This window comes from Arthrobacter sp. RCC_34 (assembly GCF_041360795.1).
GTDB lineage: Bacteria > Actinomycetota > Actinomycetes > Actinomycetales > Micrococcaceae > Arthrobacter_E.
In genome coordinates this window covers 1,530,109-1,544,491 of record NZ_JBFUPW010000001.1, presented here as the reverse complement: position 1 = coordinate 1,544,491, position 14,383 = coordinate 1,530,109, and the positions used below count along the sequence as shown (strand labels likewise).

The 14,383-nt window shown below is 68.2% G+C and carries 11 protein-coding genes; 8 read left to right on the top strand and 3 right to left on the bottom strand.

From position 1 onward, the window contains the following. Positions 1-55 precede the first annotated feature (55 nt). The 6 genes from ruvA (at position 56) to AB6732_RS07280 (ending at position 7,707) form a co-directional block, all read left to right on the top strand. Complete coding sequence (ruvA, locus tag AB6732_RS07305) at positions 56-697, top strand: Holliday junction branch migration protein RuvA (protein WP_370959318.1); 642 nt, start codon at positions 56-58, stop codon at positions 695-697. Further along, complete coding sequence (gene ruvB, locus AB6732_RS07300; RefSeq protein ID WP_370959317.1) at positions 690-1,799, top strand: Holliday junction branch migration DNA helicase RuvB; 1,110 nt, start codon at positions 690-692, stop codon at positions 1,797-1,799. The genes ruvA and ruvB overlap by 8 nt, the downstream gene beginning before the upstream one ends. A gap of 156 nt (positions 1,800-1,955) precedes the next feature. Then, positions 1,956-2,360, top strand: coding sequence for a preprotein translocase subunit YajC (yajC, locus tag AB6732_RS07295; protein WP_370959614.1), 405 nt, complete (start codon positions 1,956-1,958; stop codon positions 2,358-2,360). Positions 2,361-2,411: 51 nt separating this feature from the next. After that, positions 2,412-4,169, top strand: coding sequence for a protein translocase subunit SecD (gene secD / locus AB6732_RS07290; protein WP_370959316.1), 1,758 nt, complete (start codon positions 2,412-2,414; stop codon positions 4,167-4,169). Positions 4,170-4,171: 2 nt separating this feature from the next. Then, positions 4,172-5,176, top strand: a complete 1,005-nt coding sequence (gene secF, locus AB6732_RS07285) for a protein translocase subunit SecF (protein ID WP_370959315.1) — start codon at positions 4,172-4,174, stop codon at positions 5,174-5,176. Positions 5,177-5,421: 245 nt separating this feature from the next. Beyond that, positions 5,422-7,707, top strand: coding sequence for a bifunctional (p)ppGpp synthetase/guanosine-3',5'-bis(diphosphate) 3'-pyrophosphohydrolase (locus AB6732_RS07280; protein WP_370959613.1), 2,286 nt, complete (start codon positions 5,422-5,424; stop codon positions 7,705-7,707). A 74-nt stretch (positions 7,708-7,781) separates the two neighbouring features. Here AB6732_RS07280 and AB6732_RS07275 read toward each other — a convergent pair whose 3' ends face one another. From AB6732_RS07275 to AB6732_RS07265, 3 genes are all read right to left on the bottom strand, one after another. After that, the gene (locus AB6732_RS07275) at positions 7,782-8,366 is read right to left on the bottom strand and encodes a hypothetical protein (RefSeq protein WP_370959314.1); all 585 of its coding nucleotides are present in this window, start codon (positions 8,364-8,366) and stop codon (positions 7,782-7,784) included. 198 nt (positions 8,367-8,564) lie between these two features. Beyond that, positions 8,565-10,064: a DUF349 domain-containing protein gene (locus AB6732_RS07270; protein WP_370959313.1), complete on the bottom strand. Its 1,500-nt coding sequence runs from the start codon at positions 10,062-10,064 to the stop codon at positions 8,565-8,567. A 13-nt stretch (positions 10,065-10,077) separates the two neighbouring features. Next, positions 10,078-10,872 (bottom strand): peptidylprolyl isomerase, encoded by a 795-nt coding sequence (locus AB6732_RS07265; RefSeq protein WP_370959312.1) that lies wholly within the window; start codon positions 10,870-10,872, stop codon positions 10,078-10,080. 162 nt (positions 10,873-11,034) lie between these two features. Between AB6732_RS07265 and hisS the strand changes: the two genes are divergently transcribed. Both hisS and aspS read left to right on the top strand, forming a co-directional pair. Then, positions 11,035-12,381: a histidine--tRNA ligase gene (hisS, locus tag AB6732_RS07260; protein ID WP_370959311.1), complete on the top strand. Its 1,347-nt coding sequence runs from the start codon at positions 11,035-11,037 to the stop codon at positions 12,379-12,381. Positions 12,382-12,577: 196 nt separating this feature from the next. Next, positions 12,578-14,380 carry an aspartate--tRNA ligase gene (gene aspS / locus AB6732_RS07255; protein WP_370959310.1) on the top strand — a complete coding sequence of 601 codons (1,803 nt, stop codon included), beginning with the start codon at positions 12,578-12,580 and terminating at the stop codon, positions 14,378-14,380. Positions 14,381-14,383: the final 3 nt, after the last annotated feature.

Genomic DNA, 14,383 nt, shown 5'->3' with positions numbered 1-14,383 from the left:
TTGCTAGCCTATTCGTAGAAATGTTCGAATGGCACAAACTTACTGAGGGGTCGCCGTGATCAGCTCGCTCCGTGGAACCGTGACGCATCTGGGGCTCTCCAGCGCAGTCCTGGAGGTCGGAGGGGTGGGGATGGCCGTGCAGGCCACGCCGCAGACCCTGTCCGCCCTGCGTCTCGGTGAGGAAGCGCGGGTCAGCACCGCGCTGATCGTGCGGGAGGACTCCCTGACGCTGTTCGGTTTCGCCGACGACGACGAGCGCGAGGTCTTCGAGACCCTGCTCACTGTGAGCGGCGTGGGGCCGCGGCTGGCGCTGGCGGTCCTCGCCGTGCTGGACCCCGAGGCGATCCGCGTGGCGGCCCACGGCGAGGACAGCAAGGCCTTCACGACGGTTCCCGGCATCGGGCCGAAAGTGGCCGGACGGATCGTGCTCGAACTCAAGGGCAAGCTGGTGCCGCACGGGACCGGTTCCCCCGGGACGCCGCTGCTGCCGGTGTCCGGCGAAGAGGCCTGGAAGCCTCAGGTCGTCGCAGCGCTCACGAGCCTCGGCTGGAGCGAGAAGGACGCCTCCTCCAACATCGACAAGGCGCTCAAGGATTCGCCGGAGCTCGCCGAGGCCGGCAGTGTCCCCGAGATCCTGCGGGCCACGCTCCGCTGGCTCGGCCAGGACGGCGCGCGGGTGAGGAGCGGTCGTGGCTGACGGCACGCCCGAAGACTCGCTGGTCCGCGGAGGCGAGGAGCCCGAGGAACGGGTCATCGAAGCCGCGCTGCGGCCGAAGAACCTCGATGACTTCGTCGGTCAGGCCCGGGTCCGGCAGCAGCTCAAGCTCGTGCTGGAAGCATCCCGGCTACGCGGCAAGAGCGCCGATCACGTCCTGCTCTCCGGCCCTCCCGGCCTGGGCAAGACCACGCTGGCCATGATCATCGCGGCCGAGATGAACGCGCCCCTGCGTATCAGCAGCGGTCCCGCCATCCAGCATGCCGGTGATCTCGCCGCGATCCTCTCCTCGCTCAGCGAAGGGGAGGTACTCTTCCTCGACGAGATCCACCGTATGTCCCGGCCCGCCGAGGAGATGCTGTACATGGCGATGGAGGACTTCAGGGTCGACATCGTGGTCGGCAAGGGGGCGGGCGCCACGGCGATCCCGCTCGAGCTTCCTCCGTTCACCCTGGTGGGCGCCACGACGCGTGCGGGTCTCCTGCCCGGGCCGCTCCGTGACCGCTTCGGATTCACCGGCCACCTGGAGTTCTATGCCGTGGAGGAACTGGAGCTCGTGCTGCGGCGTTCCGCCGGGCTCCTCGATCTGAAGGTGTCGTCCGCCGGTTTCAGTGAAATCGCGGGCCGTTCGCGCGGCACGCCCCGTATCGCGAACCGCCTCCTCCGCCGGGTGCGGGACTGGGCGCTCGTGCACGGGATCGACCAGATCGACGCCCGGACCGCGGGCGCTGCCCTCGACATGTACGAAGTGGACTCGCGTGGTCTGGACCGCCTGGACCGCTCCGTGCTGGAGGCCCTGGTGACGAAGTTCGGTGGCGGCCCCGTCGGTCTGTCCACCCTGGCGATCGCCGTGGGAGAGGAGCCGGAGACCGTGGAGACGGTGGCCGAGCCGTTCCTCGTCCGTGAAGGGCTGGTCGGCCGCACGCCCCGCGGACGGATCGCGATGGCCGCGGCCTGGACGCACCTCGGTTTCGTCGTTCCTGACGGCGTGTTCGGGCGGGAGCAGTTCGCCGCCGCGGGCCTGGTGGAGGAGGCGTTCCAGCCTCTTCTCCTGGACGACGACGGGTCCGGCTTCAGCGATTGACGCGGGAGCGCCCGGCATCGTTGCGCCCGGCCGCTTGACACTGTTCTCCCGGTTTTTGCCCGTAGACTGTGTTGACGCCCGCCCCTTCACGGGTGCGGCGACCCCCTGCCTGAACGCAACGATTGGAAATGATCCGTGGATCCCACCTTGCTCTTGATGCTGGCCGCCCTGGCCGTCCTGATGTTCTTCATGATGCGCCGGAACAAGAAGACCCAGCAACAGCAGCAGCAGATGCAGTCCAAGTTCGCACCGGGCGTCGACGTCATGACCAGCTTCGGCCTGTTCGGCACCATCCGCTCCATCGATGAGACGGAGAACAAGGTCGTCCTGGAGCTTTCCCCCGGCCACCTGGCCACCGTGCACCGTCAGGCGATCGCGAAGGTCGTCGAGCCGGCCGCCGCTGAGGCTGAGACTGTCGCTCCCGTCGAGGAGACCGTGACTGAGGCGCAGACCGCCCCGGCCGTTGAGCTCCCCGAGACGGTCAAGGACGACGTCGCTCCCGGCACCGCCGCCGAGACGCCGGAAGAGACTCTCAAGCGCCTGAACGGCGACAGCAAGTAGCCCCTGAACACCTTCCGTGGCCTTGCCACGTAGCCCCAAAGGACCTCATAGATGGCTAAGACCGGCCCCATAAGGGTGGCGCGCAGAACGCTGCTCTGGCTTGTCGCTTTGACCCTTGCCATGACAGCAGTCATGGCCGGGGGAGCGTTGTCCGGCGCATCCAGCTGGACGCCCAAACTCGCCCTCGACCTCGAAGGCGGCACCCAGATGATCCTGGCGCCGCGCGTCGAGGGCAGTGCCTCGGTCAGCTCGGAGCAGCTCAACCAGGCGGTGGAGATCATCCGCCAGCGTGTTGACGGCTCCGGCGTCTCCGAGTCGGAGATCAGCACGCAGGGCGGCCGTAACGTGGTCGTCTCGATGCCGGGCACTCCGACCAAGGAGGAGCGCGACCTGATCCAGGCGTCGGCGGATATGAACTTCCGGCCGGTCATCACGGCGGGCGCCGGCACGCCGGTCCCCGAGGCGCAGCGCACCCCGGCCAGCAAGCTTCCGAAGCCCACGACGCCGAAGGATGCCAGCGACAGCGCCTGGATCACGGCGCCCGTGCTGAAGGAGTTCGAGGCGATGGACTGCTCCACCCTGGACAAGGGTGGCGTCAAGCGCTCCGATCCGACCAAGCCGCTGGTCACGTGCCAGCCGGCCGCGAACGGACAGCCGGCCATCAAGTACGTCCTCGGGCCGGTCGAGGTCAAGGGCCAGGACATCGTGACGTCCTCTTACGGTCTGCAGCAGGGCCGCCAGGGCGCCGTGACGAACGAATGGGCCGTGAACATCCAGTTCAACGACCAGGGCACCAAGATCTTCAAGGACGTCACGCAGCGTCTGAACCAGTTCTACGTCGCCGGCGGCGGCGAGAACGGCAGCGATCCGCGCGCACAGTTCGCGATCGTCCTGGACGACAAGGTGCTGTCCGCTCCGCGATCGCTGGCCGTCATCACCGATGGCCGTCCGCAGATCACGGGCAACTTCACTGAGGCCAGCGCCAAGGCCCTGTCGGACCAGCTGCGGTACGGCGCCCTGCCGATCAGCTTCGAGATCCAGTCCCAGGAACAGATCTCCGCGACCCTCGGTGGCGAGCAGCTCAAGATGGGTCTGATCGCAGGCCTCATCGGTCTGCTGCTGGTGGTCATCTACTCGCTCTTCCAGTACCGGGCCCTCGGTTTCGTGACCGTCGCCTCCCTGGTCGTGGCGGGTGTCATCACGTACCTGGCGATCACCCTGCTGGGCTGGGCGCAGAATTACCGCCTCTCGCTCGCCGGTGTGGCTGGTCTGATCGTGGCCATCGGCCAGACGGCGGACTCGTTCATCGTCTACTTCGAACGCATCCGTGACGAACTGCGTGACGGACGCGGTCTGGTGGCCGCGGTGGAGAACGGCTGGCGCCGCGCCAAGCGCACCATCCTGGCGTCCAAGGCGGTGAACCTGCTGGCCGCCGTCGTGTTGTACTTCGTGGCGGTGGGCAACGTGCGGGGCTTCGCCTTCACGCTGGGTCTGACGGCCCTCGCCGACCTTCTGGTCGTGTTCCTCTTCACGCACCCGACGCTGCAGCTCCTTGCCAAGACCAAGTTCTTCGGCGAAGGCCACCGGTTCTCCGGTCTGGACCCGCGGAACCTGGGCGCCGTGCCGCTGTACCGCGGCGCAGGCCGTGTCCGCACTCCCGAGGACCTGGTGACCGCCGGCGCCCCGGTGCCGGCCAAGAACAGCCGTGCGCAGGCCGAAGCCGAACGCCGTCTGACCATCGCCGAACGCCGTCGTGCCGAGCGCGAGCAGGGCACTGAGGCGGAAGACGCCGGAAAGGAAGGCAAGTAGCCATGTCAACAGTCTTCGCACGTTTCGGCAACGAGCTCTACACCGGTAAGCGTTCCTACGAATTCGTGGGGCGCAAGAAGCTCTGGATGCTGATCGCCGGCGTGGCGGTCCTGCTGTCCATCATGGTGCCGGTGCTCAAGGGGGGCTTCAACCTCGGCATCGAGTTCCGGGGCGGCTCCGAGTTCACCATTTCCAACGTCCACAGCACCGATCAGCGCCTCGGCGAGGACGCGGTGCGGCAGGTCGTGCAGGGGTCCGCTCCGCGTGTCGCCAATATCGCCGGCGACACCATGCGCGTCCAGACGGACAAGCTGACGGATGAGCAGACCACCCAGCTTCGCGACAGCCTGGCCAAGGCCTACGGCGTGGGTGACGACAAGGTCACCTCGACCTTCATCGGCCCGACCTGGGGCGCCGATGTGAGCCAGCAGGCCCTGCTCGGCCTCATCATCTTCGTCCTTCTCGCCGCGGTGCTCATGGCGCTGTACTTCCGGACCTGGAAGATGTCGCTGGCGGCGCTGGCCGGCATGGCGGTCACGCTCATCATCACGGCCGGCATCTATGCCGTCAGTGACTTCGAGGTGACGCCGAGCGCCATCATCGGCTTCCTGACGGTGCTGAGCTACTCGCTGTACGACACGGTGGTGGTCTTCGACAAGATCCGGGAGAACACCGCCGATCTGCTGACCTCCACGCGCCGCACCTTCGACGAGGAGGTCAACCTGGCGGTCAACCAGACCCTGGTCCGGTCGATCAACACCAGTGTCGTCGCCGTCCTGCCGGTGGCCGCCATCCTGTTCATCGGGGCCGGTCTGCTGGGTGCGGGCACCCTGCGCGACCTCTCGCTCGCGCTGTTCGTGGGCATCATCCTCGGCACCCTCGCCACGCTCTACGTCTCCGCGCCGCTCTACGCGTGGCTGCGTCACGGCGAGGCGACGCTGAAGGCTCAGGCGGCGAAGGTTCACGAGCGGCGTGGCCGCAGTGAGGCCGTCGTCGAAGGCGTCTGAGGCGCCGTCGATCGGTTCTGACATTGAAAGGCCGTCCCCACCTGCGGGTGGGGACGGCCTTTCGTCCTTTTAAGCTGCGGGAACGGATTAGAATTGGTGAATTAAGTCCGTGGGGAGGAACAACTGTGGTGGACGGTTCAGCACCGGGTTCGACCCCGGAGGATGAGGCACCCGTGGGTGCCGAGCGCTCGGCGGCGCCCGCGACGACGGCGGAGCGCACTGCGCTGCAGGCGCCGGGGCACACCGTGGTGGGCGTCCCCGTGGACAATTCGGCGGCGAAGGCCACCTTCCCGGGGCGGCGGGAACGCACGCTCTCGCGACTGGCACGCCTCACGGGCCGTGGTGGCCTGAGCTATTCGCCGATCCTCGAACCGCTGCTCCGGACGGTGCGCAGCAACAATCCGCGCGAGGACCTCGAATACCTCCAGCGCGCCTACGACACCGCGGAACTTCACCACCGTGGCCAGAAGCGCAAGAGCGGGGACCCGTACATCACCCACCCCGTGGCCGTGGCGACCATTCTGGCCGAGCTCGGCATGAGTGGCACCACGCTGGCCGCGGCCCTGCTGCATGACACGGTGGAGGACACCGACTACACCCTGGACCAGCTCTCCAAGGACTTCGGTCCCGAGGTGGCCATACTGGTGGACGGCGTGACCAAGCTCGACAAGGTCACGTACGGCGACGCCGCCCAGGCCGAGACCGTCCGCAAAATGGTCGTGGCGATGGCCAAGGACATCCGCGTCCTCATGATCAAACTCGCCGACCGTCTCCACAATGCGCGGACCTGGCGGTTCGTCACCGCCGAGTCGTCGGCCAAGAAGGCCCGCGAAACCCTCGACATCTTCGCCCCGCTGGCCCACCGCCTCGGCATGAACACGGTGAAGTGGGAGCTGGAGGATCTCTCCTTCGCCGCCCTCTACCCGCGGGTCTACGAGGAGTTCGTCCGGATGGTCAGCGCCCGGACCCCCGAGCGTGAGGAACTGCTCGGCAGCATCCGCGAGATGGTGGCCGAGGAACTGCGGGAAGCGCGCATCAAGGCGACCATCACGGGCCGGCCGAAGCACTACTACTCCATCTACCAGAAGATGGTGGTGCGGGAGAAGGAATTCGACGACATCAACGACCTGCTCGGCGTGCGGGTCCTGGTGGACAGCGTCAAGGACTGTTACGCCGCACTCGGCGTGGTCCATTCCCTCTGGAAGCCGATTCCGGGGCGCTTCAAGGACTACATCGCCATCCCGAAGTTCAACATGTACATGTCCCTGCACACCTCGGTGATCGGACCGGGCGGCAGGACGGTCGAGATCCAGATCCGCACCCACGAGATGCACCGCAACGCCGAGTACGGTGTCGCGGCGCACTGGAAGTACAAGCACCAGGCCCGGGCCGCCGGCACGCCCCGCGAAGGCGAGATGGGCTGGCTCCGTTCGCTCGTGGACATGCAGCGCGAGACGGTGGATCCGGGCGACTTCCTGGACAGTCTGCGGCACGAGATCAGCACCAACGAGGTGTTCGTGTTCACCCCCAAGGGGGAGATCATGACCCTGCCGGCCGGCGCCACGCCCGTGGACTTCGCCTACGCCGTGCACACCGAGGTCGGCCACCGGACCATCGGCGCCCGGGTGAACGGCAAGCTGGTTCCCCTGAACTCGGAACTCAGCCACGGTGACCGGGTGGAGGTCTTCACCTCCAAGGCCGAAGGGGCCGGCCCCAGCCAGGACTGGCAGCACTTCGTCAAGAGCGCACGTGCCCGCAACAAGATCCGGCAGTGGTTCACGAAGGAACGCCGCGAGGAATCCATCGAAAAGGGCAAGGAGATGCTCACGCGGGCCATGCGCAAGCAGAGCCTCCCGCTGACGAAGGTCCTCACCCCGGAGAATCTCACGTACCTGGCCGATGCGTTCAAGTACGTCGACGTGGCCGGCCTCTACGCCGGGATCGGCGACGGGCACATCTCCACGCAGTCCGTGGTCGAGCGGGCCATGGAGCGGCTCACGGAGCCGGCTCAGGCCGAGGTCGAGGAGGAGTTCACTCCGGCCCGCACCCACAGCCCGAGCGGCAGGGTTTCGGACGCCGGCGTGATCGTGCGCGGTGTGGACGACGTCTGGGTCAAGCTGGCCCGGTGCTGTTCGCCGGTGCCGCCGGATGCGATCACCGGTTACGTGACCCGCGGCTCCGGCATCTCCGTGCACCGCAGCGATTGTCCGAACGCCCTTGCCCTCGCGCACGAGCCCGAGCGGTTCGTGGACGTCGAATGGGCGCCGACGCGCAGCAGCATCTACCTGGTCCAGATCCAGGTCGAGGCACTGGACCGCAAGAGCCTCCTGATGGACGTCACCAAGGTGCTCTCCGAGAATCACGTGAACATCCTCGAGGCCAGCGTGCACACCTCGAAGGACCGGCTGGCGATCTCCCGGTTCGCCTTCGAGATGGGGGATCCGAAGTACCTGGACCACATCCTGAACGCGGTGCGCCGGATCGACGGCGTGTTCGATGTGTACCGGACGGGCGGCGGACAGCGCCGCTGACCGGACTGCCCTTGACCGGCCTGCCCCTGACTGCCAGCGGCACGACGTTCCACGCCGGCGGGTTTCCGCCGGCGTTAACGGACGCACGCGTCCACCTTGGCCAGCGCCGCCTCGCGTACCCGTGGGGGAGCGGCGTGTTCCACCGCCAGACGGAGGACCCGCCAGCTGAGGCCGCGGCCGCCGTCGTCGAGCATGCTCCGCAGCACGGGCACCGCGAGCTCCGGGCGCAGTGAAGAGGCGATGTCCAGTGCGGTGCGCAGGGGAGTCGTCACCAGGATTCCACCCAGACTGACGACGTCGTGGCTGCCCAGCTGGATGTCGTGGAGCTCAGCCCGCAGGCCGTGGCGCAGTGTTCCGGCCCTGCGACCAGGGGCGATGTAGAGGACAGGCCGCGCAGGCTCCTTGGAGTGGCCATGGATCCACGCCGCGCTCAGCCGCCCGGCCACCACACGCTGCCGTGCTTCGAGCGGTATGCGGTCCGCCAGTGCCCTGGCCCGCAGTCGCGCATCCACCACGGCCGTCCCGGAAGCGAAGCAGTCCTGCGAGAGCGGCTGGGCCAGGCCGTCCAGCACCAGGCCATTCAATTCGGATCTGCTGAACGGCCGGCCGGTGCGCAGGAGGCTCTGGCGGCCCGGCGGCGCCGCGGTGGGGAAGTCCATGACAGCATCCTGCCGTGCGGACCCGTCACGCGACACCACCGGGACGTGGTCTGTGGACAACCCGGATGGTCCCGCCGGTGGACGGGGGATCGGCTCGCTGGAGGCTTAGGACCACAAAGGCCGCGGGCGCCGGAACCTGGGTTCCAGCGGCCGCGGCCTTCTGTTCAGTGCCTTCTGCTCAGTGCGGGGGTAAGCCGATCAGCCGAGGTCCTTGGCCGAGTTGCGGACCACCTCGAGCCACTGTTCCCGTGCTTCGAGCGCTTCACGGGCGCTCTTGATGGCACGGGCGTCGCCCTTGGCCTCGGCGGCGCTCAGATCGTCACGCAGACCCGCGATGGTGGCTTCGAGCTGTTCGATCATGCTGGTGCTGCGGGCCTTGGCCTCGGGATCGCTCCGGCGCCAGTTCTCCTCCTCGGCCTCGCGGACGGCGTCCTCCACGCGGCGCAGTGCGGCTTCGATGCGGCCCATGTCGGCACGCGGCACGCGGCCGGCTTCCTCCCAGCGGTCCCGGATCGACTGGAGCCCCTTCTTGGCGGCGGCCAGGTCGGAGACCGGGACGAGTTCCTGGGCTTCCAGCAGGAGCTGCTCCTTGACGGCCAGGTTGGCCGAGTAGCTCGCGTCCAGCTCGTCGTTGGCGGCCTGGCGTGCCGCGAAGAAGACGTCCTGGGCGGCACGGAAGCGGGCCCACAGCGCGTCATCGTCCTTGCGGCTGGCGCGCGGCGCGGCCTTCCACTGATCCATAAGACGGCGGTACTCCGCCGCCGCGTGGCCCCAGTCGGTGGACGTCTGAAGTTCCTCCGCCTCGGCGATCAGCTGTTCCTTGACGGCCTTCGCCTGGGCGTTGGAGCTGTCCAGCTGGGAGAAGTACGCGCGTCGGTGACGGTCGAAGACGGTGCGGGCAGTGCGGAATCGCTTCCACAGGCCTTCCTCGACGCTCTTGGACAGGCGGACGCCGGACTTCTGCGCGGCCTTCCAGGCGTCGAAGAGCTCGTTCATCCGGGTGCTCGAGGTCTTCCACTGCGTCGCCGCCGGGTCCTGCGCGGAGATGGTCTCGGCTTCGGCGACGATGGCTTCGCGGGCACTCAGCTCGGCGGCCTTGGCGGCCTCCTGGTGCGCACGCTGCTCCGCGATGAGAGCCGCCACCTTCTCGTCGAGCGAGGACACGCGGTCCAGCGCACCACGGATGTCGCCGAGGACGTTGCGTGCCTCGAGCTGCTCGCGCAGGTGCTTGAGGCTGGTGGGGAGCTCGCCGGCGGCGGCCTTGGCCTCCACTCGGCTCTCCAGCAGGTCGATCTGTGCCGTGATGTCCTCGAACTTGCGGGCGAAGTAGGCCAGGGCCTCGTCGGCCGAGACGCCCGGGTACTGGCCGGCGACGTGCTCTTCGCCGCCGACGGTCACGAAGACGTGACCGTCGCCTTCCACCCGGCCGAAGGCGCGGGCCGCCGTGAGATCCACCGTGGTGTCCGGGGCGTGGACCGCTGCGGGAGCGGCCGCAGGCGCCTTGGGCCGGGCGGCGAACGCCGCCGGGCTCGGTGCTGCGGGCTTGGCAGCGGACGTCTCCGTGGCCGCTTCCGTGGTGCTGGCTTCGTCGGGTTGCAGACTTTCTGTCACCGCTAAAACTCTTTCCTTCGTTGGAACATGCGCGGTCCCGGCCGGAGCAGGGATCGAGGATGGTGCTTCGTCCGAAGCGGGAATCACGTCAGAGCGAAAATCACTTCAGAGTAAACGAGTCTATCGTCACTGCCGTGGCAGGAGGGCCATCCGTGGCGGATGTCCCGCCTGCCTTGACTCCGGCCGACGCGAGGGCCGTGACGGCGTCGAGTCCGGAGGTGACGCGGCCCATGACCGTGTAGCCGCCCTGATCCACGGGGAGGACGCTGTCCTTGTACGTGATGAAGAACTGCGTGCTGTTGCTGTACGTGCTGGCCGCGCGGGCCACCGCGATGGTTCCGGCCGGGTATTTGCCGTCCGCCGGGACATTCTCGACCGGCCCCCACTGGAAGCCCGGGTCCACCCCGCCCTTGCCGTCCTTGGAGCCGCACTGCAGCACGTAGATCGAGGCGGTGGTCAGCCGGTGGCAGCCGTTCTTCTTGAAGAAGTCCTGGTCGGCCAGGGTCTTGAAGACGGACACCGCCTGCGGCGCCTTCGTCCCGTCCAGGGTGACGCCGAGCGGTTTGCCGTTCACCGTGAGAGTTCCGGTGAGGGTTTTGCCGCGGGCGAGATCGGCGCTGGGGATGTTGCCGACATTGCTTTCGGAAGGAGACGGGGTGGCGGACGGCGACTGCAGCCCGGCCTGGACCGCCGCGTACTCCTCGGGAGTGGGGTTGCTGGCGAACGCCGTCAGCTGGAGCACGACACCGAGTGCGACCGCGACGACGCCCGCGCCGATCGCGAGGGTGTTGTCACGGCGGCGCCGCTGCTGCTGAGCGTCGCGCAGGGAGCGCCTGGCTTCCATCTGGCGCACACGACGGCGCTGCTCCCGCAGCTCCTGCTTGCTGGCTGCCACCCGTAACCTCCTGCGGCGCCCGGTGGCGCCGTCGTCCGTCTGACTGAAAGTCGCGCGTTCGCCGCGCACGCCAGCCGCGGCTTAAACTGGCTGACGCACCTAGTTTAGGCACGGCTTCCCCCGCAACAGGCGAAAAGCCGCACGTCAAAGGAGTTTCACAGCATGGCACGCACCCCCTCCCTGTCCGGATTCCCCGAGTGGCTCCCACAGGAACGCGTGGTGGAACAGCATGTGCTGGACACTCTGCGCCGCGTTTTCGAACTGCACGGCTTCGGTTCCATCGAGACCCGTGCGGTCGAGACGGTGGGTCAGCTGCTGCGCAAGGGCGAGATCGACAAGGAGGTGTACGGCCTCAGCCGCCTCCAGGATGACGAGGACGCCACCGGCAAGCAGGACCCCAACGCCCTGGCCCTGCACTTCGATCTGACGGTGCCGTTCGCCCGGTACGTCGTGGAGAACGCCGGCTACCTGGCCTTCCCGTTCCGCCGGTACCAGATGCAGAAGGTGTGGCGCGGCGAGCGTCCGCAGGAGGGCCGTGCGCGCGAATTCACGCAGGCGGACATCGATGTGGTGGGCGACGGCGAACTGCCGTTCCGCTACGACGTGGAGATCGTGCTGGTCATCGCGGAGGCGCTCTCCGCCCTGCCGATCCCGGAATTCCGCCTGCGGGTCAACAACCGCAAGCTGTCCGAGGGCTTCTACCGGGGGATCGGGCTGGAGGACACCGCCGGGGTGCTCCGCAGCATCGACAAGCTCGAGAAGATCGGCGCCGCGAAGGTGGCCGAGCTGCTCCAGAGCGAGCTCGGCGCCACCCCCGAGCAGGCCGAGGCGGCGCTCAAGCTCGCCACCATCCAGACCATGGACACCTCCTTCGTCGAGCAGGTCCGGGCGCTCGGCGTCGAGCACCCGTTGCTGGAGGAGGGCCTCACCGAACTGGAGCAGGTGGTGGCCGCCGCGTCGCTGCGCGCGCCGGGCAAGGTGCTGGCCGATCTCAGCATCGCCCGCGGACTCGACTACTACACCGGCACGGTCGTCGAAACGGTGCTGGTCGGGCACGAGCAGCTCGGCTCGATCTGCTCGGGCGGCCGCTACGAGTCCCTGGCCACCAAGGGCAACCGGACCTTCCCCGGCGTCGGCCTGTCCATCGGCGTGACCCGCCTGGTGTCCCGCATCCTGTCCCAGGAGTTCGCGACCGCCAGCCGCAGCGTGCCCACCGCCGTGCTCGTGGCTCTCAACGACGACGAGTCCTGGGCCGGCGCGCAGGATGTCGCCGCACAGCTGCGGAGCCGCGGCATCGCCACCGAGGTGGCCGCCAAGGCCGAGAAGTTCGGCAAGCAGATCAAATACGCGGACCGCCGCGGGATCCCGTTCGTCTGGTTCACCGACGCCGACGGCGCGCACCAGGTCAAGGACATCCGCAGCGGCGATCAGGTCGCGGCCGATCCGGCTCTCTGGTCCCCGGCCGCCGAGGACCTCCGTCCCCAGGTCATCGCCCGCCTCGCGGACTGATCGCCCTCCAGCCCGGTGGGTCCTGCTCCCGCCCGCCACCGCGCGCACGCGCCCGGTGGCGGGCGGGAGCAGGCTCACCGGGTAAAATCGTCTGCGTCGGACCGAGACGTCCTGACGATCCTTGAGTTTTCCCGCCCGGAGCATCTGCAGTATCTCGTCGGCGGCGGGAGGATCCGCCTCACTCGAAAGGAATGCTGTGCTGCGCACACATGACCTCGGCTCACTCCGGGCCGAGAACATCGGACAGACCGTCACCCTGGCAGGCTGGGTGGCCCGCCGTCGTGACCATGGCGGAGTGGCCTTCGTGGACCTCCGCGATGCCTCGGGCGTGGCCCAGGTGGTGGTCCGCGAGGAGGAGGTCTTCCACGGTCTGCGCAATGAGTTCGTGCTGCAGGTGACCGGCACGGTCGAGCGGCGTCCCGAGGGCAACGAGAATCCCGCACTGGCCACCGGCGAGGTGGAGGTCATCGCGGACAAGGTCGTGGTGCTCAACACCTCCGAGCCGCTGCCGTTCCAGATCGACGAGCACGTGGAGGTCGGTGAGGAGGCCCGCCTCAAGCACCGTTACCTGGACATGCGCCGTCCGGTCCTGTCCCGCAACCTGCGCCTGCGCTCCGAGGCGAGCCGCGTGGCCCGCGAGCTGCTGCACTCCGAGGGCTTCCTCGAGATCGAGACCCCGACGCTGACCCGCTCCACTCCTGAAGGCGCCCGCGACTTCCTGGTGCCCGCCCGTCTGGCCCCGGGGTCCTGGTATGCGCTGCCGCAGTCGCCGCAGCTCTTCAAGCAGCTCCTGCAGGTGGGCGGTTTCGAGAAGTACTACCAGATCGCCCGCTGCTACCGCGACGAGGACTTCCGCGCTGACCGTCAGCCCGAGTTCACCCAGCTGGACATCGAAGCCAGCTTCGTGGACCAGGACGACATCATCGCCCTCGGCGAGAAGCTCGTCGTCGCGCTCTGGAAGCTCATCGGCGTGGACATCCCCACCCCGATCCGCCGGATGCCGTACTCCGAGGCCATGGCCAAGTACGGCTCGGACAAGCCGGACCTGCGCTTCGGCCTGGAGCTGACGGATCTGACCGAGTTCTTCAAGGACACCAACTTCGGCGTGTTCAAGGCTCCGTACGTCGGCGCCGTGGTCATGCCGGGCGGGGCCTCGCAGCCGCGCCGCACGCTGGACGCGTGGCAGGAATGGGCCAAGCAGCGCGGCGCCAAGGGCCTCGCGTACGTCCTCATCAAGGAGGACGGCGAGCTCACGGGTCCCGTCGCCAAGAACCTGACGGATGCCGAGCGCGAAGGCCTGGCCGCCGCGGTGGGCGCCTCCAACGGCGACTGCATCTTCTTCGCCGCCGGTGAGAAGACCGCGTCCCGTGCGCTGCTCGGCGCCGCCCGCGTCGAGATCGGGCACCGCACCGGTCTCGTGTCGGAAGGCGACTGGGCGTTCGTGTGGGTCGTGGACGCACCGATGTTCGAGCCGGCCGCCGCAGCCGTCGCCTCGGGTGACGTCGCCGTCGGCGCCGGAAAGTGGACGGCCGTGCACCACGCGTTCACCTCGCCGCGTCCGGAATTCATGGACACGTTCGACACGGATCCCGAGTCCGCCCTGTCCTACGCCTACGACATCGTCTGCAACGGCAGCGAGCTCGGCGGCGGTTCCATCCGTATCCACCAGCGTGATGTCCAGGAGCGCGTGTTCGAGGTCATGGGCCTGAGCAAGGAAGAGGCCGAGAGCAAGTTCGGCTTCCTGCTGGAGGGCTTCAAGTACGGCGCCCCGCCGCACGGCGGCATCGCCCTCGGCTGGGACCGCGTGGTCTCCTTCCTGGCCGGCGCCGAGTCCATCCGCGACGTCATCGCCTTCCCGAAGTCCGGTGGCGGCTACGACCCGCTGACCGCTGCCCCGGCTCCCATCACGCCGCAGCAGCGCAAGGAGGCCGGTGTGGACTTCAAGCCCGCCCCGAAGGCCGCCGCTGAGAAGCCGGCAGGGGAGACCGCGGACGTCTGATCC